18 protein-coding genes are annotated in these 25126 nt (G+C 74.5%); 9 read left to right on the top strand and 9 right to left on the bottom strand.

The window, feature by feature from the left end; translation table 11 throughout:
• Nucleotides 1-111: 111 nt before the first annotated feature.
• The 3 genes from ACN261_RS30200 to ACN261_RS30190 form a co-directional block, all read right to left on the bottom strand.
• On the bottom strand, nucleotides 112-1476 hold the full coding sequence (locus tag ACN261_RS30200) for a ricin-type beta-trefoil lectin domain protein (protein WP_425853453.1): 1365 nt from the start codon (nucleotides 1474-1476) through the stop codon (nucleotides 112-114).
• 263 nt (nucleotides 1477-1739) lie between these two features.
• Complete coding sequence (locus tag ACN261_RS30195; RefSeq protein WP_425853451.1) at nucleotides 1740-2858, bottom strand: winged helix DNA-binding domain-containing protein; 1119 nt, start codon at nucleotides 2856-2858, stop codon at nucleotides 1740-1742.
• A gap of 271 nt (nucleotides 2859-3129) precedes the next feature.
• Nucleotides 3130-3621 carry a GNAT family N-acetyltransferase gene (locus ACN261_RS30190; RefSeq protein ID WP_425853450.1) on the bottom strand — a complete coding sequence of 164 codons (492 nt, stop codon included), beginning with the start codon at nucleotides 3619-3621 and terminating at the stop codon, nucleotides 3130-3132.
• Nucleotides 3622-3707: 86 nt separating this feature from the next.
• Here ACN261_RS30190 and wrbA point away from each other — a divergent pair, with 86 nt between their 5' ends.
• Nucleotides 3708-4325 carry an NAD(P)H:quinone oxidoreductase gene (gene wrbA, locus ACN261_RS30185; RefSeq protein WP_421483244.1) on the top strand — a complete coding sequence of 206 codons (618 nt, stop codon included), beginning with the start codon at nucleotides 3708-3710 and terminating at the stop codon, nucleotides 4323-4325.
• 45 nt (nucleotides 4326-4370) lie between these two features.
• Here wrbA and ACN261_RS30180 read toward each other — a convergent pair whose 3' ends face one another.
• Complete coding sequence (locus tag ACN261_RS30180) at nucleotides 4371-6290, bottom strand: anthranilate synthase family protein (protein WP_425853449.1); 1920 nt, start codon at nucleotides 6288-6290, stop codon at nucleotides 4371-4373.
• Between the two features lie 230 nt (nucleotides 6291-6520).
• Between ACN261_RS30180 and ACN261_RS30175 the strand changes: the two genes are divergently transcribed.
• The 3 genes from ACN261_RS30175 (at nucleotide 6521) to ACN261_RS30165 (ending at nucleotide 11016) form a co-directional block, all read left to right on the top strand.
• The gene (locus ACN261_RS30175) at nucleotides 6521-7948 is read left to right on the top strand and encodes an FGGY family carbohydrate kinase (RefSeq protein WP_425853448.1); all 1428 of its coding nucleotides are present in this window, start codon (nucleotides 6521-6523) and stop codon (nucleotides 7946-7948) included.
• A gap of 69 nt (nucleotides 7949-8017) precedes the next feature.
• Entirely contained in the window at nucleotides 8018-10597 is a 2580-nt protein-coding gene (locus ACN261_RS30170) for a nitrate- and nitrite sensing domain-containing protein (RefSeq protein WP_425853447.1), read from the top strand.
• A complete protein-coding gene (locus tag ACN261_RS30165; protein WP_240762273.1) occupies nucleotides 10597-11016 on the top strand; it encodes a roadblock/LC7 domain-containing protein in 420 nt (139 codons plus the stop codon). The genes ACN261_RS30170 and ACN261_RS30165 overlap by 1 nt, the downstream gene beginning before the upstream one ends.
• A gap of 98 nt (nucleotides 11017-11114) precedes the next feature.
• On the opposite strand, the gene ACN261_RS30160 is transcribed toward ACN261_RS30165, so the two are convergent.
• Nucleotides 11115-12608: a GH1 family beta-glucosidase gene (locus ACN261_RS30160; protein WP_425853446.1), complete on the bottom strand. Its 1494-nt coding sequence runs from the start codon at nucleotides 12606-12608 to the stop codon at nucleotides 11115-11117.
• A gap of 887 nt (nucleotides 12609-13495) precedes the next feature.
• Between ACN261_RS30160 and ACN261_RS30155 the strand changes: the two genes are divergently transcribed.
• Nucleotides 13496-16402: a glycoside hydrolase family 48 protein gene (locus tag ACN261_RS30155; RefSeq protein ID WP_421483239.1), complete on the top strand. Its 2907-nt coding sequence runs from the start codon at nucleotides 13496-13498 to the stop codon at nucleotides 16400-16402.
• Between the two features lie 338 nt (nucleotides 16403-16740).
• Here ACN261_RS30155 and ACN261_RS30150 read toward each other — a convergent pair whose 3' ends face one another.
• A complete protein-coding gene (locus ACN261_RS30150) occupies nucleotides 16741-17364 on the bottom strand; it encodes a DUF3159 domain-containing protein (protein ID WP_421486862.1) in 624 nt (207 codons plus the stop codon).
• Nucleotides 17365-17573: 209 nt separating this feature from the next.
• Here ACN261_RS30150 and ACN261_RS30145 point away from each other — a divergent pair, with 209 nt between their 5' ends.
• Together ACN261_RS30145 and ACN261_RS30140 are read left to right on the top strand one after the other, a co-directional pair.
• Nucleotides 17574-18461, top strand: a complete 888-nt coding sequence (locus ACN261_RS30145) for a phosphatase PAP2 family protein (RefSeq protein ID WP_421483238.1) — start codon at nucleotides 17574-17576, stop codon at nucleotides 18459-18461.
• 28 nt (nucleotides 18462-18489) lie between these two features.
• Nucleotides 18490-19212: a maleylpyruvate isomerase N-terminal domain-containing protein gene (locus ACN261_RS30140; protein ID WP_425853445.1), complete on the top strand. Its 723-nt coding sequence runs from the start codon at nucleotides 18490-18492 to the stop codon at nucleotides 19210-19212.
• Between the two features lie 154 nt (nucleotides 19213-19366).
• On the opposite strand, the gene ACN261_RS30135 is transcribed toward ACN261_RS30140, so the two are convergent.
• Nucleotides 19367-19558: a hypothetical protein gene (locus ACN261_RS30135; RefSeq protein ID WP_425853444.1), complete on the bottom strand. Its 192-nt coding sequence runs from the start codon at nucleotides 19556-19558 to the stop codon at nucleotides 19367-19369.
• 51 nt (nucleotides 19559-19609) lie between these two features.
• Between ACN261_RS30135 and ACN261_RS30130 the strand changes: the two genes are divergently transcribed.
• Complete coding sequence (locus ACN261_RS30130; protein ID WP_425853443.1) at nucleotides 19610-20629, top strand: LLM class F420-dependent oxidoreductase; 1020 nt, start codon at nucleotides 19610-19612, stop codon at nucleotides 20627-20629.
• A 1-nt stretch (nucleotide 20630) separates the two neighbouring features.
• Complete coding sequence (locus tag ACN261_RS30125) at nucleotides 20631-21440, top strand: SDR family oxidoreductase (protein WP_421483234.1); 810 nt, start codon at nucleotides 20631-20633, stop codon at nucleotides 21438-21440.
• A gap of 185 nt (nucleotides 21441-21625) precedes the next feature.
• Here the strand turns inward: ACN261_RS30125 and ACN261_RS30120 are convergent, their stop codons facing one another.
• Together ACN261_RS30120 and ACN261_RS30115 are read right to left on the bottom strand one after the other, a co-directional pair.
• Nucleotides 21626-23956, bottom strand: coding sequence for a DUF3488 and transglutaminase-like domain-containing protein (locus tag ACN261_RS30120; RefSeq protein WP_425853442.1), 2331 nt, complete (start codon nucleotides 23954-23956; stop codon nucleotides 21626-21628).
• Nucleotides 23932-25119: a DUF58 domain-containing protein gene (locus ACN261_RS30115; protein ID WP_421483232.1), complete on the bottom strand. Its 1188-nt coding sequence runs from the start codon at nucleotides 25117-25119 to the stop codon at nucleotides 23932-23934. Before ACN261_RS30115 ends, ACN261_RS30120 begins: the two co-directional genes overlap by 25 nt.
• Nucleotides 25120-25126: the final 7 nt, after the last annotated feature.

Raw genomic sequence — 25126 nt, 5'->3', positions numbered from 1 at the left:
CGCGATCCGGTCCGGGGCCGTGCGACCCGTCCGACGCGCGGTGGCGGCCAAAGGAGGCGACCGCCACCGCGCGTCGGCGTCGTGCCACGGTGGTGCGGGGGTGTCGGACCGTCAGTTACGGAGGGCCCACTGCTGGTTTCCGCCTCCGTGGCACGTCCACAGGTTGAGTTGCGTCCCGTTGGCGGTGCCGTTGCCGACGGCGTCCAGGCAGAGTCCCGACTGGGCGGAGGTGATGGTCCCGTTGCTGTTCAGGTTCCACTGCTGGTTCGCGCCACCGTTGCAGTCCCAGATCTGGACGACGGTGCCGTTGCTGGTGCCTGACCCGTTGGCGTCCAGGCACTTGTTGCCGTAGACGGTCAGGGTGCGGTTGGCGGTACGGGTCCACCGCTGGTTGCTGTTGCCGTGGCAGTCCCACAGCTGCACCCGGGCGCCGTTGCTCGTGCTGGAGTTGGCGACGTCGACGCAACGGCTCGACGGGCCGCCCGCGATCAGCACGTTCGCCTGGCCGGCCGGCGGCGTGGTCGGCGCGGTGGTCGGCGGCGTACTGGTCGGGGGCGGGCTGGTCGGCGGCGGGGTCGAACCGAACTGGGTGAAGAACCGCCACACCTCGGGCTTGACCCAGCTTCGCGCGCCGCTTTCGCAGCCGGCGCATCCGTCCACCGGACCCTGCTGGTGGCCGCCGTCGAACGGGGCCCAGACCACCGGGTAGCCGGCCCGGCACGAGTAGGTGGTGATGATGTGGGTCAGGCTGCCCCGGGCGGGCTCGGGGGCGTTCTGGGCGGCGCAACCGTTGTTCCTGAGCCACCTGTCGCGCAGTGACCGGCCGCTCTGGATGTTGTCGCTGATTCCGTGGATTCCCAGGTACGCCACGGGCTGGGTGCCCCCGCTGCAACCACTGATCTCTCCCGGGGCGGCGATAGCGGCGACCGCACGGAACACCGTCGGCCGGGAACAGGCCAACGAGTAGCTCATCGCGCCGCCGTAGCTGAACCCGACCGAGAAGCGTTGCGTCGTGTCCACGCAGAGCGCGTTCTCGATCACGCGGATCATGTCGTCGGTGAAGGTGACGTCCTCACCGTTGGCGTTGGCCCAGCCGTTGTTGATGCCCTGCGGGGCGACGAAGATCGTGCTGTTGTTCGACTGCGACAGCATGCCGTAGTAGGCCCAGGCGTAGCCGTCGGTCCCGCCCGAGGCCACGGCGCTGGCGGTGCCACCCAGCCAGTGGAAACCGAAGGCCAGCCGGTGCGGGTAGGTGTTGTCGTAGCTGTCGGGGAGCCGAAGGATGAAGCTACGGGTCTTGCCGCCGCTGGAGATGGTGTGGGTGCCGCTGTTCAGCCCCGGGGCCTTGCCGCAGCCGGCGGTGGTGGCCGCCGCGGCCGGCGGCGCGTTCGTGACGACGTATGCGCCGACGGTGGCCAGGACGAGGGCGGCCAGGATCGTGCCCAGCCAGGGGACCGGGCGTTTGCGAGGTGGCACGGGGTCGTCTCCTTACCGGAAGGCCGCCGTCCGGTTCGGGGTGTCACACCGCAGCTCATCACCTGAGCCGTCCGACCGGACGTGAAGGCGCCACCGCAGCGTCGACGTTGGCACGGGACGGGCAGTCGAGGCGGCGGTCACGCACGTCGACCGGTTCGGTGTCATCTCGATGTGCCGGACGGGACACGGAATCAATACATATCGATGCCAGTATTGGTATGACGTACGACGTCTGTCAAGGCTCTGCCGCTCCGGAAGGCGAGCTACCAGGAGAGATGCAGCGGCAGGCCGAGGAAGCGGGCGTAACCCTCCAGCGCCGCCTCGACCCGCTGCCGGGTCGGCCCGTCCAGCGGGACCAGCGGCTGCACCGTCACGGTGACCCTGGTCCGGGCGAGGCGGCGCTTCCAGGTGCCCACCACCCGGCCGCCGCGCACCACGGTGCACTGGAAGACGCCGTTGCCGCCGGGGATCACCGCCTTCAGGTGCGCCGGCTCGACCATCAGGGCGCGGTCCTTGAAGCCGAGCAGGTACTCGTCGAAGCCGGGCAGCACGTGCACGTCGTCCACCGGCAGCCGGGGTGCGTCCAGCAGCGCCGGGTCGAGGTACGACTCCACCCCGTCGACCCGGACGGCGGTCAACGCCCCGGCGTCGGTGGCGACCGCGACGGCCCGTTTCGTGTCGGCGGCGGTCAGGCCCGTCCACCCGGTGAAGTCGCGCCGGGTCGTCGGCCCGTGGCTGCGGAAGTACCGCCGGGCCAGGATGCCCAGCGCCTCGTCCCGTTCGGGCCGGTGCGGGTCGGGGACCCACTCGTCGAGCAGCGCGAAGGTCTGCTCGGTGCCCACGTGCGGGGCGATGCAGGTGACGCCCCGCTGGCTGGCATACCAGAGCAGGTGGTAGCCGCGTTGACCGGAGACGTCGACCCCGGCGGCGGCGAGGGTGTCCAGGCACTGCGCGCGGGTCAGCCGGCCGCCGCCGGCCAGCGCCGCGCCGAGCACGTCGGCGGCCCGGTCGGCCTCGGCCTCCGTCAGCCCGAGCGTGGCCCGCCGGGCCGGCGCCCCGGCCAGTGCCCGTACGCCGGTGAGGTCGAGCATCCAGCGGGCGTCGCGGCCGGGCACCAGGTGCACGGTGCCGCGCATCGGCCAGGTGCGCAGCGCCTCGCGGCGTTCCAGGGCGGCCCGCACGTCGGCCTCGGTGCGGCCGGGCAGCCGAAGCCCCAGCGACCACAGGCCGCTCGCCGCGTCCTGGGCCTGCATCGCCCCGAACCACTCCACCACCTCGGCGACCTCCGACGGGCGGCCGGCCGGATGCTCCCGCAGGGCCAGCGCGGTCATCCGCAACGTCAACGCCTCGTCGCCGGTCAGCTCCACCACGCCGGTCAGCATAGGAGCAGGTACCGACACCGGGCGGACACCCCTGACCGCGCTACGCCGGTCGTCGAACCGGCGGAGCGCGATCCCCCGTGCAGGTCCCCCCGGGTCACCGGTGGTGACCCCTACCCCCCGGCATCCGTGCCCACCAGCATCCGCCTCCCGACCCCCGTGGGAGCCTTCCCGGCTGGAACTTGCGCAAATCTTGAGCCGCCCGGATCGCCAGCCGCCCGGATCGCCCGCCGGAGCGACCGGCCGGGGCGGCGACGCCCCGCACCGCCACGGATCAGTCGAGGCGGCGGTGCATCACCAGCAGGTCGACCGGGCCGAGACCGGGGTGGCGGAAACCCTCGGGCACCCGGCCGACCACCGCGAACCCCAACGACCGCCACAGCGCCACCGCCCGGGTGTTGCTGGCGACCACCGCGTTGAACTGCATCGCCCGGTAGCCGTCCCGCCGGGCCAGCTCCAGCACGTACGCCCCGAGCGCCCGACCGACGCCGCGACCCGCCGCGGCCGGCGCGACCATGAAACTCGCGTTCGCCACGTGGTCGCCCGGACCCTCCTGGTTGGCGACCAGCTTCGCCGTCCCCAGCACCGTCGCGTCGTCGTCCACCGCGACCACGGTGCGGCCGGGCGGGGCGACCATCCAGCGTCGGCGGGCGTCGTCCTCACCCACGTCGCGCGGCCAGGTGTACGTCTCGCCGGCCGCGACGATCTCGCGCAGGAACGGCCAGATCGCCGGCCAGTCCCCGGGGGTGGCGGCACGTAGCTGCATGTCCGGATCATGCCACGGGCGGACGTTTGATCCGGCAAGCACCGGGTAGTCGCCGGAGCTGATCCGAATCGAGGAGGACACAGACGATGGACGCCCAGGTCAAGGTTGCGGTCATCTACTACAGCGCGACCGGGATCACCTACCAGATGGCGCAGGCGGCCTGCGAGGCCGCCGGCGAGGCGGGGGCCGAGGTGCGCCTGCGCAAGGTCCGGGAGTTGGCGCCCGACGAGGCGATCCGTTCCAACGCGGGCTGGCAGGCGCACCGGCTGGAGACCCAGGACGTGATGGAGGCCGAGATCGACGACCTGGCCTGGGCCGACGTGGTCATCTTCGGTTCCCCCACCCGGTACGGCATGATCGCCGCCCAGCTCAAGCAGTTCATCGACACCACCGGCCCGCTGTGGGCCAACGGCGCGCTGGCCGACAAGGTCTACAGCGGTTTCACCTCCACCGCCACCTCGCACGGCGGCCAGGAGGCGACCCTGCTGTCGCTGTTCACGGTCTTCTACCACTGGGGTGGCGTGGTGGTGACCCCCGGCTACACCGACCCGAGCCAGTTCGTCGCCGGCAACCCGTACGGCGCCTCGCACACCAGCAACAACGGCGAGGTCGCCCCGGACCACGTGGCGCTCGCGGCCACCGCGCTGACCGCCAAGCGGGCGGTCCGCATCGGCACCGCAATCAAGCGCGGCCTCACCGGCTGAGTCGCCCGGCGGGCCGGGTGGGCCGGGAGCCCACCCGGCCCACCGCTACCCGCCCACCGGCCCGCCACCCGCCGTCAGCGCCGGTCGGGCCAACACCTGCCCCAGCAGCTCGGCCAGCACCGCCAGGCCGTCCCGGCTGAGCACCGACTCCGGGTGGAACTGCACCCCGGCGAAGGTCGCCCCGCGCAGCGCGTGCACCGACCCGTCGGCCGGGTCCCGGGCCAGCTCCACCGGCCCGTACGGCGACCCGATCCGATCGGTGTCCGCCCGCGCCGTGAACGTCGAGTAGAAACCCACCCGGCGCGGCACCCCGAACAGCGACACCTCCCGTTGCAGGCCCTGGTAGGGCGCGGCGCGGCGGTGCAGCGGCAACCCCAGCAGCCCGCTGAGCAGCTGGTGCCCCAGGCACACCGCCAGGGTGGGCGCCCCGGCGTCGAGCCGCGCGGTCAGCAGCGTGCGCAGGGCGGCCATCTTCGGGTCGTCGACCGCGCCGGGGTCGCCCGGTCCGGGGCCGACCACCACCAGGTCGTACCCGGCGTCGGAGCCGGGGGCGTGCCAGGGCCGCACTTCCACCGTCAGGCCCAGGGCACGCAGTTGGTGGGCGAGCATCCCGGTGAAGGTGTCCTCGCCGTCGACCACCAGCGCCCGCCGGCCGGCCGCCCCGGGCAGCACCGTCGTGCCGGGGGCACGCTGGTCGAGCCAGAACCGGGCCAGCGGGGTGTTGCGGGCGGCGAGCACCGCCCGTACCTCGGGATCGTCGGCCCACCGCACCGGCGGGTACGGTCCCTCGGTCGACGCCTGCGGGCCGAGCCCCAGCGCGGCGAGCACCCCGGCGGCCTTGGCGTACGTCTCGGCGACCTCACCGGCGGCGGTGGAGTGCCGCACCAGGGTCGCCCCGACGGGCACCCGCAGCCGCCCGGTGGGGGAGATCTCGGCGGTCCGGATCAGGATGGGCGCGTCCAACGTCTGCCGGCCCTCGGCGTCGCGGCCCAGCAGCGCCAGTACCCCGGAGTAGTAGCGCCGGCCGGTCCGTTCGTGCCGGGCGATCACCCGGCAGGCGTTCTGCATCGGGCTGCCGGTCACCGTGGGGGCGAACATGGTCTCCCGCAGCACCTCCCGGACGTCGCGGGTGCCCCGGCCGGCCAGCAGATACTCGGTGTGCGCCAGGTGCGCCATCTCCTTGAGGTACGGCCCGACGACCTGCCCGCCGTGCTCGGCGACGCCGGCCATCATCTTCAGCTCCTCGTCGAGGACCATGTACAGCTCCTCGACCTCCTTCGGGTCTTGCAGGAACCGCAGCAGCGCGTCCCGCCCGGCGGCGGCCCCGGTGTGCCGGAAGGTGCCGCTGATCGGGTTCATCATGACCAGCCCGTCGTCGACGCTGACGTGCCGTTCCGGGCTCGCGCCGACCAGCGTCCGGGTGCCGGTGTGCACCAGGAACGTCCAGTACGCGCCCCGCTCGTCGCGCAGCAACCGGCCCAGCGCCGCCAGCGCGGCACCCAACGGGGTGCCCTGCACGGTGGCGTGCAGGGTGCGGTGGATGACGAAGTTCGCCCCCGCCCCCCGACCGATCTCCTCGGCGAGCACCCGGTCGACGACCCGCGCGTACTCGTCGTCGTCGACGTCGAAGGCGGCGTCGGCGCAGACCACCGGCCCGGTCGGCAGGGCGGCGAGCAGCTCGGCCAGGGGCAGCGTGGCGTGCCCGGTGACGGTCAGGTACTCCATCGGGACGCCGTCGTCCACGCAGGCGAAGCCCCGTTCGGCGATCTGCCGGTAGGGCACCAGCGCCAGCGTGCGGGGCCCCGCAGCGCCGTCGGGCAGCGGCAGGTCGGCGAGCCGGTCGGCGACGTCGACCGGGCCGGTGAACAGGTCGACGTGGTCGACGCCGTCGCGGCGCAGCAGCGCGAACGGGCCCGGATCGACGCCGTCGGCGACGGCGGCGAGCAGGTCGTAGAGGTGGGTCATCGGGTTCTCCTCCGGGTCGGGCCGCCTCGTCGTCGGGCGGCCCCGGGGTGCCGGGGGAGGACCGGCGGCCGCCTCGTGGGGCGGCCGCGTGGATAGCTACGCGCGGGGGACGGCCGCCGGGTCGGCGGGCCACCAGCAGGTCAGGTGCGCGGGCATACCGACACCCTAGGCGGTACGCCCGCGCCGGGGAAGGGCGTTCCCACCCGCGCCGCCGGGTACCGTGACCCGCGATGAACATTCTCGCTCTCGACCTGGGCACCTCCTCGGTCCGTGGCCTGGTGCTCGATGCCGACGCCGACCCGCTGCCGGGAGCGTTGGCCCGCCGCCGGGTGCAGCTGACCGTGGCCGGGGACGGCACCGGCACCCTGGACCCCGCCGGCTACCTCGCCGGCCTCACCGGGTGCCTCGACGAGCTGGCCGCCGCCGGTCACCTGCGCCACGTCGGGCTGGTCGCGGTCTGCGCGCAGTGGCACTCGGTACTGCCCCTGGACCGCTCCGGTGACCCGCTCGGCCCGGTGCTGACCTGGTTGGACACCCGGGCCGCACCGCCGTCGGGGGCGTCCGGCCCGGCCGACCCGCAGGAGTTCCACGCGCGGACCGGGGCATGGTGGCACCGCTGCTACTGGTCGGTGCGGCTGCCCTGGCTGCGGGACCGCACGGCCGGGGTGACCCGGTTCGCCGGCCTGGTCGAGTACGTCCTCGGTCGACTGCTCGACGACGCGCCCATGTCGGTGTCCATGGCCTCCGGCACCGGCCTGCTCGACCTGAGCCGGCTGGCCTGGGACGACGAGGCCGTCGCGGTGGCCGGGGTCCGGCCGGGTGAGCTGCCGGAGCTGGCCCCGATGAACTGGCAGGGCCGGCTGCGGGCCGAGCACGCCCGCCGGTGGCCGCAGCTCGCCGGGGCGCGCTGGGCCGCCCCGGTCGGCGACGGTGCCGCCTCCAACGTCGGCTCGGGCTGCGTCGACCCCCGCCGGGCGGCGGTCACGGTCGGCACCTCGGCCGCCGTACGCCTGGTCCAGCGGGTTCCGGCCGGGTCGCCGCTGCCAGCCCTGCCGGCCTCCCTGTGGCGTTACCGGGTGGACCACGAGCACGTGGTGACCGGGGCGGCCTACTCCAGCGGCGGGAACCTGTTCGCCTGGGCCGACCGGGAGCTGCGGCTGCCGCAGGGGCCCGATCTCGACGCCGCGCTGGCCCGGATCGCACCGGACGGCGTGCTGCCGGCCAATCCCCGCCTCGGCGGGGACCGGCCCCCCGGCCTGGCCCCGGCCGGTTCGGGTGAGCTGCGCGGGCTCAGCTTCTCCAGCACCGGCGTGGACATCCTCGCCGGGCTGATGACCGGGCTGTGCCGGATGGTCGCCGACGACCTCGCCGTGCTGGAGTCCGGTGTCGACGCACCAGTCGAGGTGGTGCTCGGCGGGGGAGCGGTGACCGCTTCCGCGTGGTGGCGTACGGCGTTCGCCGCCGCGCTCGCGCCGCGTCCGGTCCGGCACCGCGCCGAGCGGGAGATCGGGGCCACCGGGGCCGCGCTGGTCGCGCTGGGTCGGGTGCCCGACGCGGACCGGCTCGCCGGAACCGGCCGTACGGAGGAGGACCCCTTACCGACCTCGGCCGCCGCAGCAGGCGCCTCCGCCCTGTCGGATGCGCCGTCGAGGCGTTGACATGGGCGTCTGGCCTGGTTGGATGGACCCGGCCCCCCGTCGTGGGGACGGGGACCGAGGAGGCGAGACGTGGACGCAGGTCCCGACCCGACACCGAGCGCGGAGTCGCCGGGTCGGAACCGGTTCGACGAGCGGGTCGTGCCGCACCGGCGACGTTCGCCGTTGCGGCTGCGGGACTGGCGGATGCGCACCAAGCTCGCCACCGTCCTGGTCATCCCGTCGGTGGCGTTCCTGGTGCTGGCCGGGGTGCAGACCGCGGGGCTGGTGGGACGCACCACGGCGCTCAACGACTTCGCCCGGCAGGTCGGCATCGGGCAGCAGATCACCACGGCGGTGGACCGGCTCCAGCAGGAACGCGACCGTACCGCCGGTGAGCTGGCCGCGCTGAGACGGGCGGGCAGCGCCGCCGACCGGGACGCGGCGCTGGTCGCGCTCCGGCCGCTGCACGCCGCCACCGACACGGCCTTCGGGGCGTTGCGCGAGGCGGCCGGGCCGCTGGCCGACTCCGACGCCGCCTGGCAGGTGGCCTACGCCGAGGCGGTGGAGGCGTACGACCAGGTGGTCTACATCCGCTCGGCGGTGCCGCCGGCGGTGCTGAGCAGCGACACCATCCTGGGCAACTACCACCGGGCGGTGGAGGCGCTGCTCGGCCTGCTCGCCGAGCCGAGCCCGGGGCCGGACCGTCCGGAGTTGACCGACGCGGTGCTGCGCTACGTGCAGCTGGCCCGGGTCAAGGAGCTGTCCTCACGGATCAGGGGCCAGTTGTACGCCGCCTCCCGGGCCGGCCGGTACGGCCTGGAGGACCAGGTCAACCTCGCCGACCTGCGGGCGCAGCAGCTCGCCGCGCTGGGCGCGTTCCGGGTGGCCGCGACGACCGCCCAGATCCAGGCGTACGACCGGACCTCGCGGACGGGGGCGTTCGTGGACGCCACCCGGCTGGAGGAGAGGAGTATCAGCACCGGCGGCACGGCCCTGCCCGCGGTGCTGCCCGCCAACCAGTGGTGGACGGCCAGCGAGCAGCGGCAGGAACAGCTGCGACAGCTGGAGGGCCGGGTGCTCGACGACGCGGTGGCCCGGGCCGACGAGGTCAGCGGCGCCCAGTTGCGCACCACCCTGCTGGTGCTGGGCGGCATCGTGGTGGTGCTGGCCCTGGCGGTGCTGCTGGCCGTCCTGGTCGGCCGGTCGATCGCGAACTCGATGCAGCGGCTACGGGATCAGGCGTTGCGGATCGCCCAGGTGGAGCTGCCGCACGCCCTGAAGCGGCTGCGCACGGTCGACGGCGGGGTGCCGGCGATCGACGTGCCGCCGGCCGTGGTCCGCTCGCTGGACGAGATCGGCGAGTTGGCCGAGGCGTTCGTGGCGGTGCACCGCAGCGCGGTCAGCGTCGCGGTGGAGCAGGCGGAGACCCGCCGGACGGTCAACGCGATGTTCGTCAACCTGGCCCGGCGCAGCCAGGTGCTGGTGGAGCGGCAACTGGAGCTGCTGGACGAGCTGGAACGGGAGGAGGCCGACCCGGACCAGTTGGAGAACCTGTTCAAGCTGGACCACCTGGCCGCCCGGATGCGCCGTAACGACGAGAGCCTGCTGGTGCTCGCCGGCACCGAGTCGACCCGCCGGTGGAACCGACCGGTGCGGCTGGGTGCGGTGCTGCTCGCGGCCAGTGCCGAGATCGAGCAGTACCAGCGGGTCCGCCACGAGTCGGTGGCCGACCTGTACGTGGTGGGGCACGCCGTCGGGGAGCTGGTGCACCTGGTGGCGGAGCTGCTGGAGAACGCGACGGCCTTCTCCCGGCCGGACACCCTGGTCCGGGTGACCGCGTGGGCCGAGGGCGGCGGGGCGGTGGTGGACATCGCCGACGCCGGCCTCGGCATGAGTCCGACGGCGTTGACGCAGGCCAACGCGGTGTTGGCGGAGCCACCGGTGGCCGACGTGGCGGCGGTCGAGCGGATGGGGCACTTCGTGGTCAGCCACCTGGCCGCCCGGCACGGCGTCGGGGTGCGGCTGATCGCGCAGGGGCAGGGGCTGGTGGCCCGGTTGACCCTGCCGGCGGCCCTGCTCGCCCCGGCGCCGGAGCTGGACGGGTCACCGCCGACCGCGTCCGCCGGGTCGAGGGCGTTGGCTGCGGTCGCCCCCGTCGGCCTGCCGGCCCGCCCGGCCGGGGGGTCGCCGTCCGGTCCGGTCGGGCCACCCTCGCGTCCGGCGCAGTGGCCCGGCCCCGGCGGGGTGGCCCCGGCGGAGCTGCCGGTGGCGGGCCGTCGCCCGGTTTCGTCGCCGCCGAACCAGCTCCCGGCCCGGGTCGCGGACGTGCGGACACCGGCTCCCCCGGCCGACGGCGGCTGGTGGTCCCGGCAGGGCCCGGCCCCGTCGTCGCCGGCGACCCTGGGCGGGGGCACCCCGGCGCCACCGCTGGTCCCGGTCACCGGTGGCACCAACGACCGGGGGCTGCCGGTGCGGGTGCCGATGGCCCAGCTGACCGCGGTGACCGAGCCGGCCCGGCCGCCGTCGTCCCGGGTCCGTGAGGACCTGGACCCGGAGGCGGTGGGCGGGATGCTGTCCCGGCTCTACAGCGGCGTGCGCCGTGCCGAGGCCGAGGAGACCACCGAGTTAATCTTGCCGCCGGGTGTGCGCAGCGAAGGGGGACGACAGTGATGACACTGAGCCAGGAGGCGCGTGACCTGAACTGGTTGGTCAACGCGTTCGCCGAGCGGGTGCCCGGGGTGGCGCACGCGGTGGTGGTCTCCTCGGACGGTCTGCTGGTGGCGATCTCGGCGCAGTTGCCCCGCGACCACGCGGACAAGCTGGCCGCCGTGACGTCGGGGCTGATGAGCATCACCGCGGGCGCGGCCCAGATGTTCGACGGGGACGTGGTCAAGCAGACCGTCGTCGAGATGGGCCGGGGCTACTTCCTGGTGATGCAGATCCGGGACGGGTCGATCCTGGCCACCCTGGCCGGCGCGGACGCGGACATCGGCGTGGTGGGCTACGAGATGGCCCGGCTGGCCAAGCAGGCCGGCGAGATGCTGACCCCGGCGCTGCGCGCGGAACTCCAGCAGGCGTTGCCCCGCTGACGGGCCCAGGCCGGCTGCCCGGCCCCTGGTCGGCTGCCGGGCCGGACCGCCCCCACGCGGTCCGGCCGTACCGGTGCTGCTCCGGTCCCTGCGCCGACCTACAGGCCGTTGTCCCGGATGACCTGGCGGTACCAGTGGGCGCTGCGCTTGAGGACACGCCGCTGGGTCGGATAGTCCACGTAGACCAGTCCCCAGCGCTGGTCGTAGCCCTCGGCCCACTCGAAGTTGTCGAGCAGCGACCAGACGTGGTAACTCTCCAGCGGCACGCCGTCGGCGATGGCCCGGTGGGCGGCGGTGAAGTGGTCACGCAGGAAGGCGATCCGGCCGGCGTCGTCGACGGTGCCGTCCGGGCCGAGCGTGTCCGGGCAGGGCAGACCGTTCTCGGTGACGGTGATCGGGACCGGCCCGTAGTCGCGGGTGACCCGGGTCAGGATGTCGTACATGCCCTGCGGGTAGATCTGCTGCCAGTCCGCCTCGCTGGTGGGCCAGCGGGTGACGGTGTTGCCGTTGCCGGTCAGGTAGAGCGGGGTGTAGTACTGCACGGCGAGCAGGTCGATCGGGCTGGCGATGGTCGCCAGGTCGCCGTCGCGGATGCCCTTGGCCATCCGGCTGTCCGGGCCGAGGTCGGCCAGCACGTCGGCCGGGTAGGCGCCGGTCAGGATGGAATCCAGGTAGAGCCGGTTCTCGTACCCGTCGTGCAGCTTCGCGGCCGCAGCGGCGGCCGGGCTGTCGTCGGCCGGGTAGCACGGGTGCAGGTTCAGCGCCGGGCCGATCCGGGTGTCGAAGCCGGTGGCCCGCAGCGCGCGGACGGCGAGGCCGTGGGCGAGCTGGAGGTGGTGGGCGACGAGGTAGGCGGCGTCGGCGTCCTGCCGGCCGGGGGCGTGGTGGCCCCAGAGGTAGCCGTTCTGCACCACGGTCTTCGGCTCGTTGATGGTCAACCACACCGGCACCTGGTCGCCGATGCCCCGGAAGACCGCGTCGGCGTAGTCGGCGAACCGGTGGGCGGTGTCCCGGTTCTCCCAACCGCCGTCGTCCTGCAACGCCTGCGGCAGGTCCCAGTGGAACAGGGTGACCATCGGGGCGATGCCGCGTTCGTGCAGGCCGCCGATGATCCGCTTGTAGAAGTCGAGCCCGCGCTGGTTGGGCTTGCCGGTGCCGTCGGCCTGGATCCGGGGCCAGGAGATGGAGAACCGGTAGCTGCGCAGCCCGAGGTCGCGCATCAGGTCCAGGTCGTCGGCCCAGCGGTGGTAGTGGTCGGCGGCCACGTCCCCGGTGTCGCCGTTGCGGGTGCGGCCGGGGGTGTGGCTGAAGGTGTCCCAGACCGATGCGCCCCGGCCGTCCTCCTTGGCGGCGCCCTCGATCTGGTACGCCGAGGTGGCGGCACCCCAGCCGAAGTCGTGGGGGAAACGCACCCGTTCCGCGCCGGGGTCGGCGGTCGGGTCGCCACCCTTCGGCGCGTCGCAGCCGGCGGCCAGCACGCCGGTGGCCGCGGTCAGGCCGGCGCCCGCGGCGGCGGAGAGCCCGGCGCCGGCGGTGGCGGTGGCGGAGAGCGCGGCGCGGCGCAGCAGGCGTCGCCGGGTGAGTATCGACATGGATGTTTCTCCTCAGGGTGCGGGCCACCCCGACGGCCGGGAGCGCTCCCAGCGCGGGCGTGCGACGGCCCGGCCGCCTCGGGGCGGACCGCCAGCCTAGAGGGCCGCGCGTGGGCGGCCGGGATGGGGAATGGCGAGTGTGACGGGCGCCGTCGAGGGACGGTCGGCCGATCTGTCGAGGGGCAGATAGCGATCGAGGCCGGCCGGGCGGCGCGCACGCCTGACCCGTCGGCCTCTTTTCCCGTCGAGTACGGGGGTTTAGTGTGGGGACGGGGGAGGGCAACCCCCGTCCCCACCTGTGTTGCACACACGCACGCTCGAATTGGCGTCCGGCCGTGCGTGTCGCGCGGGAGCCGGGCCACGCGAGTGGCTCTGGTTCCACCTCCCTCCGTGATGGTGGGGTGTTGGCTGGCGACGGTGTCCGGGCTGGCCCGTCGTCAGCCGTTCGGGCTGAACCCCGTGGTCGGGCGACCACGGTGGTGACCTTCACTTGTTGCATCTCCGTCGATGGAAGCGCTCCCATCGGCGATGCTGCGACTGTAACGCCCGTCACGGCTTTGTGAAAGCCCCTAAACGAGATCGAAACATCGACCTGTGTTTCGACAGAGGTAGTTGTCGTGGGAGCGCTTCCATGGCACACTGTCGAATCAACGCAGCGGAGCCAGACACGCGCGAGTGATGGGTCGCCGAGGGCATCCGGGTCTCCCGGACGGCACCCGAAGGAACGGCACGACGGCCTGAGCCGTACCCCGTCCCTGCCCCGGCCCACCGGCCGGACCGACCACCATTCCGGCACCTCCGTCCCCCCGCGCACCCCTGTAACAGCGCGTGGAGGTGCCCCCGCCGGGGCCCGCAGCCCCGGCCCGGTCCGAGGAGACACCGCGCACATGAGACTCATGGCAAGACGTCGCCGCACGGCGATGCTCGCCGCCACCGCACTCGCCATCGGCGGGGTGGGCCTGCCGGCCAGCGCGGCCCAGGCCGCGCCGGCCTGCGACGTGGTCTACGCCACCAACGACTGGGGCAGCGGCTTCACCGCGAACGTCACCATCAAGAACCTGGGCGACGCGCTCAGCAGCTGGTCGCTCAAGTGGACCTTCCCGAACAGCAGCCAGCGGGTCACCCAGGGCTGGTCGGCGAAGTGGAGCCAGAGCGGCAGCGAGGTCACCGCGACCAACGAGTCCTACAACGGCAACATCGCGACCGGGGGCTCCACCACCATCGGGTTCAACGGCTCCTACTCGGGCAGCAACCCGAAGCCGACGTCGTTCACCCTCAACGGCACCCCGTGCAACGGCACCCCGGCCAACCAGCCGCCGACGGTCACCCTCGGCGTGCCCACCGGCCCGTTCACCGCCCCGGCCGACGTGCCGCTGACCGCCACCGCCAGCGACCCGGACGGGACGATCAGCAAGGTCGAGTTCTACCGCAACGGCCTGCTGGTCAACACCGACACCTCCGCGCCGTACGCGTACACGCTGACCTCGCTGCCGGCCGGCAGCTACACGGTCCAGGCCAAGGCGTACGACAACGCCAACGGCATCGGCGTGTCGGAAAAGTCGTTCACCGTCGGCGCCGCCACCGGCCCGGTGCTGGTCGCCACGCCGTCCACGGTGAGCGTCAACGAGGGTGGCAGCACCACCTTCAACCTCAAGCTCAGCGCCGCCCCCTCGGGCAACGTGCCGGTCACCCTCACCCGCGCCGGTGACACCGACATCACGGTCTCGCCCGCCACCGTCACGCTGACCCCGAGCAACTGGAACACCGGGGTCGCGGTCACGGTCGCCGCGGCGGAGGACACCGACACCGCCGGTGGCGCCGCCACCATCACCGCGGCCGGTACCGGGGTCGCCTCGGTGGTGGTCACCGCCACCGAGATCGACAACGACACCCCCGGTGGGGACAACGCCTACGTCGCGAAGTTCCTCGACCAGTACGGCAAGATCAAGAACTCGGGCTACTTCAGCCCCGAGGGCGTGCCGTACCACTCGATCGAGACGCTGATCGTCGAGGCCCCCGACCACGGCCACGAGACCACCTCCGAGGCGTTCAGCTACTGGCTGTGGCTGGAGGCCTACTACGGCCGGGTGACCCAGAACTGGGCGCCGTTCAACAACGCCTGGACGGTGATGGAGAAGTACATCATCCCGTCGCACGCCGACCAGCCCACCGCGGGCGTCGCCGGCACCCCGCAGTACGCCGCCGAGTACAACCTGCCCAGCCAGTACCCGTCGGCGCTGAACGCCAGCGTCCCGGTCGGCCAGGACCCGCTGCGCTCGGAGCTGCAGTCCACCTACGGCACCGGCGACATCTACGGCATGCACTGGCTGATGGACGTCGACAACACCTACGGCTTCGGCCGGTGCGGTGACGGCACCACCAAGCCGGCGTACATCAACACCTTCCAGCGTGGCACGCAGGAGTCGGTGTGGGAGACCATCCCGCAGCCGTCCTGCGACACCTTCAAGCACGGCGGCCAGTACGGCTACCTCGACCTGTTCGTCAAGGACTCGGGTGCCCCGGCCAAGCAGTGGAAGTACACCAACGCCCCGGACGCCGACGCCCGCGCCATCCAGGCGGCGTACTGGGCGCTGACCTGGGCCAAGGCGCAGGGCAAGCAGGCCGACGTCGCCGCCACCGTGGCCAAGGCCGCCAAGATGGGCGACTACCTGCGGTACGCGATGTACGACAAGTACTTCAAGAAGATCGGCAACTGCGTCGGGGCCAGCACCTGCCCCGCCGGCACCGGCAAGGACTCGGCGCACTACCTGCTGTCCTGGTACTACGCCTGGGGTGGCGCGTACGACGCCAGCGCGGGCTGGTCCTGGCGGATCGGCTCCAGCCACAGCCACTTCGGTTACCAGAACCCGTTCGCGGCCTGGGCGATGACCAACGTGAACGAGCTGAAGCCGAAGTCCCCGACCGCGGTCGGCGACTGGCAGAAGAGCCTCGACCGGCAGCTGGAGTTCTACACCTGGCTCCAGTCCGCCGAGGGCGGCATCGCCGGTGGCGCCACCAACAGCTGGGACGGTAGCTACGCCCAGCCGCCGGCCGGCACCGCCACCTTCTACGGCATGTACTACGACGTCGACCCGGTCTACAACGACCCGCCGTCGAACCAGTGGTTCGGCATGCAGGTCTGGTCGATGCAGCGCATCGCCGAGCTGTACCTGGAGACCGGCAACACCAAGGCCAAGGCGCTGCTCGACAAGTGGGTGCCGTGGGCGATCGCCAACACCAAGCTGGGCACCAACTGGTCGGTCCCGTCGGAGCTCAAGTGGACGGGCCAGCCCGCCAACTGGAACCCGAGCAGCCCGGCGTCCAACACCGGCCTGCACGTCGAGGTCATGTCCACGGGCCAGGACGTCGGCGTCACCGGCTCCCTCGCCCGGACCCTGATCGCCTACGCGGCCAAGTCCGGCAACACCCAGGCGAAGACCACCGGCAAGGGCCTGCTGGACGCGCTCTCGGCGGCCAGCGACAGCAAGGGCGTGTCGACGACCGAGACCCGCGGCGACTACAAGCGGTTCGACGACGTCTACAACGCCGCCGACGGCCAGGGCCTCTACGTGCCGCCGGGCTGGACCGGGAAGATGCCCAACGGCGACACCATCGCCGCCGGCAAGAGCTTCCTGGACATCCGGTCGTTCTACAAGAACGACCCGGACTGGCCGAAGGTCGACGCGTACCTCAAGGGTGGCCCCGAGCCGACCTTCAACTACCACCGGTTCTGGGCCCAGTCCGACATCGCCATGGCGTACGCGGACTACGGGATGCTCTTCCCGAACGGGTGAGTTGACCCTGCCGGGTGGGTGGCGCGGCGCCACCCACCCGGAGGCCGACCGGGCCCGGGGGAGCGGACAGCCCGGTCGGCGGGCGGCCTGATTCCCACGGTCAGGCCGGGGGTGGGTCGACCGTCCGGCCGACGCAGCGGAGCGGCCGGCCCACCCCACCATCCCCTTTCCCGCCCCGGCGGGAAAGCGGTGAAAAAAGAGGCGCGCGCGGGATAACGCGACGCCCCATGACGGAGTACCGTGTTGATCGGAGAGGCCGCTCCCCCCGTGGCGGCCTCTCCTTCAACGTCTGTGCCCCCTCCACCCCGCGCCCCACGTCGGCAACGGGCGGTCCCGGCTCACCCGGGTTGCACCGGGTGCCGCAGCCCCGGATGACCGGCCGGCAGCGACCGGCGGATCACCACCCAGCTCACCGTCAGCGCCGCCGCCACCAGCGGCCAGGTCAACGCCACCCGGGCCACGGTCAACGCGAGCACCTGCCCGCCCAGCCACAGCGGCAGGAACACCGCCACCCGCAGCACGTAGGTGGCCGCCCACACCCAACTGCCCCGCCCGTACGCCCGCAACAGCGCCGGGTCGCGCCGCCACCGCCCCCGTTGCCGCAGCGCCGCCCCGACGACCACGCCGAGCAGCGGCCGGCGTACCACGATGCTCACCACCCAGACCAGCGCGCTGGCGAGGTTCGAGAAGACCTGCACCGCGAAGAAGTCGGCCGCCCGGCCGGTGCGCAGCGCCACCACGGCGGCCAGGCACACGGCCAGCAGGCCGATCAGCACCGCCCGGGGGCGGTCCCCGCGCCGCCACCGCCACAGCGCCACCGCCGTGCCGGCCAGCACCGCCACCGCCACCCCGCCGACGACCGACCGTCCGGTCGCCAGCCAGCCGACGGTGAACGCCACCGGCGGCAGCGTCGCGTCGATCGCGCCACCGCGCCCGCCGAGCAGACCGGCCAACGACTCCACCGGGTCCGGTGGCCTGGCGTCCGCGGGCGGTCCGGGTGCTGGCTGCGGGGCCGACCCCTGCGGTGTCGGCGGGTCCCCGGCCGGCGGTTGCCGGGTCGGTCGTCCCTGTTGTGGTGTGCCGGTCACCGTCACCTCCCGTGGTCCCGTGTCAAGGTATCCGGACCGTCCCGGTGGGCCCACGCGCGACGTGCCGCGCGTGCCGCTACGGTGTGCGGGTGCGTGCGACGGCAAGGGGTTGGACCGCGGTCTGGTTGGTCGTGCTGGCGTTGGCCCAGACGGCGGCCTTCCTGCTGGTGTGGCGGTTCGCCGTGCACACCGGGACCGGGCAGTGGCTCGACACCGTCGCGTTGACCGGCAACCGGATCGGCCAGGACCGCATCGACGGTCTGGTCAACCGGATCCTCAACGCCATGTCGGTGGTCTCCCTGCTGGCGGCCATGGTGGTGATCTTCTTCATCGCCCTGATCCGGGGCCGCAAGGCGCTCGCCATCTCGGCCACCCTGCTGATCGCCGGGGCGAACGTCACCACCCAGGTGCTCAAGTACGTCATCGACCGGCCCGCGCTCGGCATCGACCCGCAACGCGACGCCGTCGGCAACAGCCTGCCCAGCGGACACACCACCATCGCCGCCTCGGTGGCGCTGGCGCTGATCCTGGTGCTGCCGGCCAAGGTACGCGTGCTGGGGGCGTTCCTCGGCACCGCGTACGCCGCCATCGCCGGGGTGGCCACCCTCTCCGCCGGCTGGCACCGGCCCAGCGACGCGGTCGCCGCCTTCCTGGTGGTCGGGGTCTGGGCGGCGCTGGCCGGCCTGCTGCTGCTGGTGTTCCAGCACGAGCAGGCGCAGGTCGCTCCCGACGACGCCCACAAGGTGGCCGCCAGTGTGCTCGGCATCGGTGGCCTGCTCGCCGTCCTCGGCTGCGGCATCGCCCTGTCCGGCCTGCTCGACCAGCAGCAGACGCCGGTGGACGAGCTGACCCGCCGCACCCTGTTCATCGGGTACGCCGGCAGCGCCGCCGGGATCGCCGGCACCATGGGGGTGGTGGCGGCGCTGGTGCTGCTGTCCGTACACCGCCTGGTGCCCCGCTGGAAGGGCTGACGGCGCCCCGCGCTGCCAGGCTGCCACCATGGACACGGCCTACCCGGACGGCGAGACAGCGGCGGTACGCGCGGCCTTCCGCGCCGAGTGCGCCACGCTGGACACGCTCCTCGCCACCCTGACCGAGTCGGACCTGGCCCGACCCACCCCCTGCCCACCCTGGGTGGTGCGGGACCTGATCGCGCACGTCCGCACGGGTGCCGGACGCCTGGCCGACATGATCGACGGGGTCGCGCCGCCCCGCGCCGAGGTGGACGCCGCCGGCTACTTCGGCCCGGCGAAGTTCACCCCGCAGGTCGACGCCGACCGGATCGCCGACGCCCGGCGGGCGGCCCGCGATCCCGCCGCCCCGACCGGGTCCGCCGAAGCGGTGGCCGCTGCGGCGGCCTTCGCCGCCGCCTGGCGGGCGACCGACGCGGCGGTGCGGACGCCGCCGGCTGACCGGGTCGTCCGCACCCGCCACGGCGACCCGATGACGGTGCACGAGTTCCTGGTGACCCGCGTGGTGGAGGTCGGCGTGCACGGGCTGGACCTGGCGGTGGCGCTGCGCCGCGACCCGTGGCTCACCCCGGCCGCCGTCCGGGTGATCGCCGACCTGTTCACCGGGGGACGACCGGTTCCGGACGGGCTCGGCTGGGACCGCCCCACCCTGGTCCGCAAGATCACCGGCCGCGCCCCGCTCACTCCCGCCGAGCAGCGGATCATCACCGCGCACCCCTGGCCCCACCTGTCCCTCACCGCCCAGCGCTGACCCCCACCCCCACCCCCCACCGTGCGCGGTGATCAAGAGGTTCGCGCGCGGTGATCAAGAGGTTTGCGCGCGATGATCAAGAGGTTCGCGTCAGCTTGATGATCAGACTTGACGCGAACCTCTTGATCACCGGACTCAGGCGGGCGGCGGCTGATCACGAGATCCGGGTGAGCGCGAAGACGTACACCAGGTCGACGAAGAGCTCCAGGGAGGTCGCGCCCTGCGCCGACCCGGTACGCCGCAGCGGAGCGCGGCCTGTCCGCCGTCCGTCATGATCGTCGGCAGCTGCCGTCGGCCCGACCCACCAGGGGTCAGGAGCAGCCTGGCCGGTCCCGGGAACGGCCAACGCGGCAATCCACCCTTGTTCCGTCGGGGACGAGCGGGCAGCATCGACCGGATGACGAACCGATGGGGCTTCACCGTGCCGCTGACCGGTGTCCCGCTCGCCGAGCACGCGGCCGGCTACGCGGCCCTGGCGGAGGCGGGTTTCACCGACCTGTGGTCGTCGGAGGTCAACGGCACCGACGCGTTCACCCCGCTGGCGCTGGCCGCCGCCTGGCAACCCGGCCTGCGGCTGGGCACCGCGATCACCCCCGTCTTCACCCGGGGGCCGGGGCTGCTGGCGATGAGCGCGGCGGCGCTGGCCGAGGCCGCCCCGGGCCGGTTCGCCCTCGGCATCGGCGCGTCGTCCCCGGTGGTGGTGGGGGACTGGAACGGGGTGCCGTACACCGAGCCGTTCCGGCGCACCCGCGACCTGCTGCGGTTCCTGCGGCCGGCGCTGCGGGGCGAGACGGTCGACGGGGCGTTCGACACGTTCCGGGTGCGCCGGTTCACCCTGGAACGCCCGCCGGCCAGCCCACCACCGGTGCTGCTGGCCGCCCTGCGCCCGGGGATGCTGCGGCTGGCCGCCGCCGAGGCCGACGGGGTGATCCTCAACTGGTTGGCCGCCGACGACGTCGCGCAGGCCCTCGCCGAGCTGACCGGGCGCGGTCCCGGCTTCGAGGTGGTCGCCCGGATCTTCGTCTGCCCCACCGAGGACGCCGGCTACGCCCGTACCCTCGGCCGGCGGCTGATCACCAGCTACCTCACCGTCCCCGCGTACGCCGAGTTCCACCGCTGGCTGGGGCGCGAGGACGTGCTCGGCCCGGTCTGGGCGGCCTGGACGGCAGGTGACCGGCGGGCCGCCGCCGCGGCCGTGCCCGACGAGGTGGTCGACGCGCTGATCCTGCACGGCTCGCCCGAGCACTGCCGCGACCAGGTCCGCCGCTACGCCGACGCGGGCGTGGACGTGCCGGTGCTGGCCCTGCTGCCCACCCCGGAGGTGACCGCCGGTGGGGCCGCCGCCCTGGGTGAGCTGATCAGCCGGCTGGGCCCGCCGTCGGCGGTGGACGCCGGACAGCCGACGGAACGGGGCTGAGATGAACCTGACCGGCCGGGTGGTGGTGATCACCGGGGGAGCGGGTGGCATCGGCGCGGCGCTGGCCCGTCGCTTCGCCGCCGAGGGGGCCGCCGCCGTGGTCCTGGCCGATCTCGACGCCCGCGCGACCGCCGCCGTCGCCGACGCGGTCGGCCCGGTCGCCCGGGGGGTCGCCGTCGACGCCGCCGACGAGGGCCAGGTCCGTGACCTGGTCGCCGACACCGAGCGACGGTACGGCCGGATCGACCTGTTCTGCGCCAACGCGGGGGTGGCCACCGGCGCCGGCATCGACGCCCCCGACGCCGACTGGGACCGCGCCTGGCGGGTCAACGTGCTCGCCCACGTGTACGCCGCCCGCGCCGTGCTGCCCGGCATGCTGGCCCGGGGCGGCGGTCACCTGATGCACACCTGCTCGGCGGCCGGGGTGCTCACCGCGGTCGGCGACGCCCCGTACACCGCCACCAAGCACGCGGCGGTCGGGCTGGCCGAGTGGCTGGCGATCACCTACCGGGACCAGGGCATCCGGGTCAGCGCGCTGTGCCCGCAGGGGGTGGACACCCCGATGCTCGCCGACGGGCTGGCCACCGGCCACCTGGCCGCCCGGGTGATCGCCGCCTCCGGCCCGGTGCTCACCGGCGACCAGGTCGCCGACGCGGCGGTCGCCGGGCTCGCCGAGGAACGTTTCCTCATCCTGCCCCACCCCGAGGTCGCCGGGTACGCGCTGCGCCGCGCCGAGGACCCGGACGGCTGGCAGGCCGGCCTGCGCAAACTGGTCCGCCGGTTGCGTGCCGCCGGTCCGCCCCCGGCGTAGCCGCACCGGGCTGCCGCCGCTCCCGCCGGAGGGGCGCGGCCGGCAGCGGCCCCTCACCACCGGGCGAGGGTCCGGACCTCACCACCGGGCGAGGGTCCGGGCGGCGATCTGCCGGGTGGCGCGGGGGCGCTCCCGGCGAGCTGGCGGCCGGTCGACCGCGCGGGCGGGGTGCCGTGTCGGGGGCGTCAGCGGGGCCAGCGCAGCGGGCCTGGGTGTACCGACCAGAGCAGCCGCCGCCAGCCGGGGCGGGCCGCCCGCAGCGCGGTCGCGTAGGCGACGGCGATGTCCCCGGCCCGGTCGGCCTGGGCGTCGGTGAGCGTGCCGGGGGCGAAGGCCGCCTGGTTGAGCAGCCCGGCCAACTCGGTCAGCCCCGGGTCCCCGGCGCGGGCGGTGTCCGGTACGGGCGGGGAACCCCCGGCGCGGGCGGCGTCCTCGGCGAGGGCGCGGCGGGCCCGGTCGGTGACCTCGGTGGCGGACAGGTCCCCGCCGACCGGTCGCCCCGACAGCCGCAGCGCGTCGGTGGTGTGCCGCCACGCGCCGCCCACCCTGGCCCCCGGGTCACCCCGGCCCAACCGGGCGCGGGTCTGCGCCCGGCGGCACCAGGCCAGCACCCCCAGGGCCACCCCGGGCAGCAGCAACCCGCCGGCACCGGCACCCAGCAGCAACGGCGTCGACCCGCCGCGCCCACCGGTGGTCCGGCCCGGTGCGGCCACCGCCGGCGGGGTGGCCGACGGGGTGCCGGTCGGCTCGGGCACCTCCGACGGCGGCGGGCTCGGCGGGGCCGGCCGGAAGTCGTCCTCCACCGGCCGGGGCGCGGTGTCCGGGCGGGGCCGGGGGTCGAACGGCACCCACCCCACCCCGGCGAAAAGCACCTCCGGCCAGGCGTACGCGTCAGCGGCCCGCACCGGCCCGTCGCCCCGGGCGGTGAACCCGACCACCACCCGGGTGGGCAGGCCGGTCAACCGGCCCAGCACCGCGAAGGCGGCGGCGAACTGCTCCGAGGTGCCCCGTTGGCCGCCGCCACCGCGCGGCCCGAACAGGAAGAACTCCAGATTCGGGTACGCGTGCCCGCTCGGCGCGTCCGCCACCAGCCGGTAGTGCTCGGCGAGGAACTGCTCCACCGCCGCCGCCCGCGCGTACGGGGCGCCGTTCTCCTCGGCGAGGTGGGTGGCGAGCCGGCGCAGCCGTTCCGGTGTCCCGTCGGGCACCCGCAGCACCCGGGCCACCTGTGCCCCGGCCGGTACGTCGGCGGTGGCGAGCAGGTTCGCGTCCAGCCGTTCCCGCGCCGAGGTGACCGTGTACGTCAACCCCGGGGTCAGCCCCTCCGGCCGGATCAACGTGCCGCTCTGCGGGTCGTACGCCACCCGGGCCCCGTCGACGGTGCGGGGGGTGGCCACCGCGGGCAGCAGCCGGCCGGTCAACCCGGCCACGGTGATCTCCTGCCGGACGGTGTCCGCCTCCTGCGGGTCGCCGCCGGGCAGGACCCGACCGGCGGTGCGGTAGGTCGCCCCGACCCGCCAGGTCACCCCGTCGTAGTCGCTGAGCACGGCCAGCCGGATTGTGGTCGGCCCGTCGCCCGGGGCCCGGGTCGACACGTCCAGCAGCTTCTGCTGCGGCTCCAACGCCCAGCCGGAGATCCGGATCAGCGGGTTCTCGTCCAGCGACTCCACCCGGGGCGGCGGCACGTAGCGGCGCGGGTCGACCGGCCGGTCGTCGATCCGGCCGGTGAGGGCCGGCCCGAGCAGTGCCGCCGACCCGACCACCACCGCCACCCCGGCGGCGGAGACCACCGTCGCCCGGACCCGTACCGGTCCGCGTACGGCAGGCGGCAGTCCGGCGGCCGGGTCGCCGCCGGGCGTGCGGCCGGCGGCCAGGGCGAGCGCGACCAGTCCGGCGAAGGCCACCGACGACCCGACGGCCGGTAGGGCGTTCGGGCCGACGACGTAGACGGCACCGGCGTACGACGCGGTGGCCGGGAGGAAACCCAGCAGCACCCGGCCGGCCCGCAGCGCGACTTCGGCACCGGCCAGCCCGGCCAACCAGGCGGCGACCACCGGCACCAGCACCGTGTCCGGGGCCGGTTCGACCGGGATCATCGCGGTGAGCAGCCGGGGCACCGCGTTGGCGGCGGCGTCGGCGGTCACGTCGAGGAAACCACCTGGCAGGTCGGCGTGTGCGGCGGCGAGCCGCACCGACCAGGCCGTCGCGCCGAGCATGGCGGCCACCGACAGCGGCGCCACCTGCCAGGACGGCAACCGGCGGGCGGCCACGCTGACCAGCACCGCCCCCAGGGCCGCGCCGCACACCAGGCGGGTCAGCAGGTCACCTGCGTACACCCGGTCGAGTGCCACACCGGCCAGGGCGACGGCGGCGACGAGCGTCACCGGCACCACGGCCGCCCGCAGCACCCGGACGACGGCCCGGCCCGGCCCGCCGCCGGCCGGGCCACCCGCCCGCGCCCGTGCGGCGGCGTCGGGCCGGTCGGTCACCGTCACCATCGGCCGGTCGCGTCCCACGCGGCGGCGAACGCCGCGCCGTCGACCGCGTCGAGCACCACCGGCCCGGCCGCCGCCGGCGTCGGCCCGGCCGCCCCCAACACCCCCACCACCACCGACGGGTACGCCCCGCGCAGCGCGCCGACCCGGCCGACGTCGTCGCGGCCACCGGGACCGGTGAGGAAGACCAGCGTGTCACCCGGCCGGTCGGCGCGCAGCCGGTTCAGGGTCGCCTCCAGTGCCGCACCGTCGCGGTCACCGGCCGTCGTCGCGCCGTCGGGCTGCCGGCCCGGCGGGTCGGTCAGGGTCACCGCGGCGAGCCGGTCCAGCGGCGGGTCGGCCGTCCGGTCGTCGGCCGGGCAGACCAGCAGCAGCACCACCGGCAGGTCCTGCCGGAACGCGGCCACCACCAGCGACGCCGCCGCCTCGCAGGCCGCCTCGAACGACGCGGCCACCCCGGCGGACCGGTCCGGATGGGCGGCGGCCCGGTTGTCCAGCAGCACCACGATCCGGGGCAGGCTGGTGTCCACGTTCTCCCGCACCATCAGCTCACCCACCCGGGCGCTGGTCCGCCAGTGCACCCGGCGCAGCTCGTCGCCGACCACGTACTCCCGCAGCGCGTCGAAGGTGATCGACCCGTGCGGCACCCCGTCGACCCGCCCGTCCAGGCTGCGTCCCGCCCCGGTCGGCACCGCCGTCAACGGGTGCACCCGGGGATGCACCCGGACCACCGCCGTCGGCCCGTACGCGCGGGTCGCGGCGTACAGGCCCAGCGGGTCGCGGCGGGTCACCCGCAACGGTCCCACCGGCAGCACCCCGCGTCGACGGGTCGGCACGTCGTAGGAGAGGCCGGTGTCCCGGCCGGGACGCAGCCGCAGCATCGGCACCGGCACCGGCCGGCCCGCGCACCGGTCCTCGGCCAGCAGGTTACCCACCCGCAGCCGCCCGGCGTTGCGGACGGTCAGCGCCATCCGGGCCGGCTCGCCCACCGCCACCCGGTCCGGGTCGGCGGTGCGGGACACCACCAGCCGGGGCGTGCGGGCCGCCGCCAGCACCGCCTGACCGACCGCCACCGCGCCCGCCGCCCCCAGCACGGCCAGCTCCGGGTACGCGAACCGCAGCCCCGCGCCGAGCAACGCGGTCGCGGCGACGAGCAGCCCGGTACCCCGGGCGGTGAGCCCCACGCCGGCC

It is taken from the genome of Micromonospora sp. WMMD723, from assembly GCF_049863385.1.
In the GTDB taxonomy this organism is placed as follows: Bacteria; Actinomycetota; Actinomycetes; order Mycobacteriales; family Micromonosporaceae; genus Micromonospora; species Micromonospora wenchangensis.
Note: the sequence above shows the minus strand (reverse complement) of the source record. Positions and strands in the feature narration are given on the sequence as shown.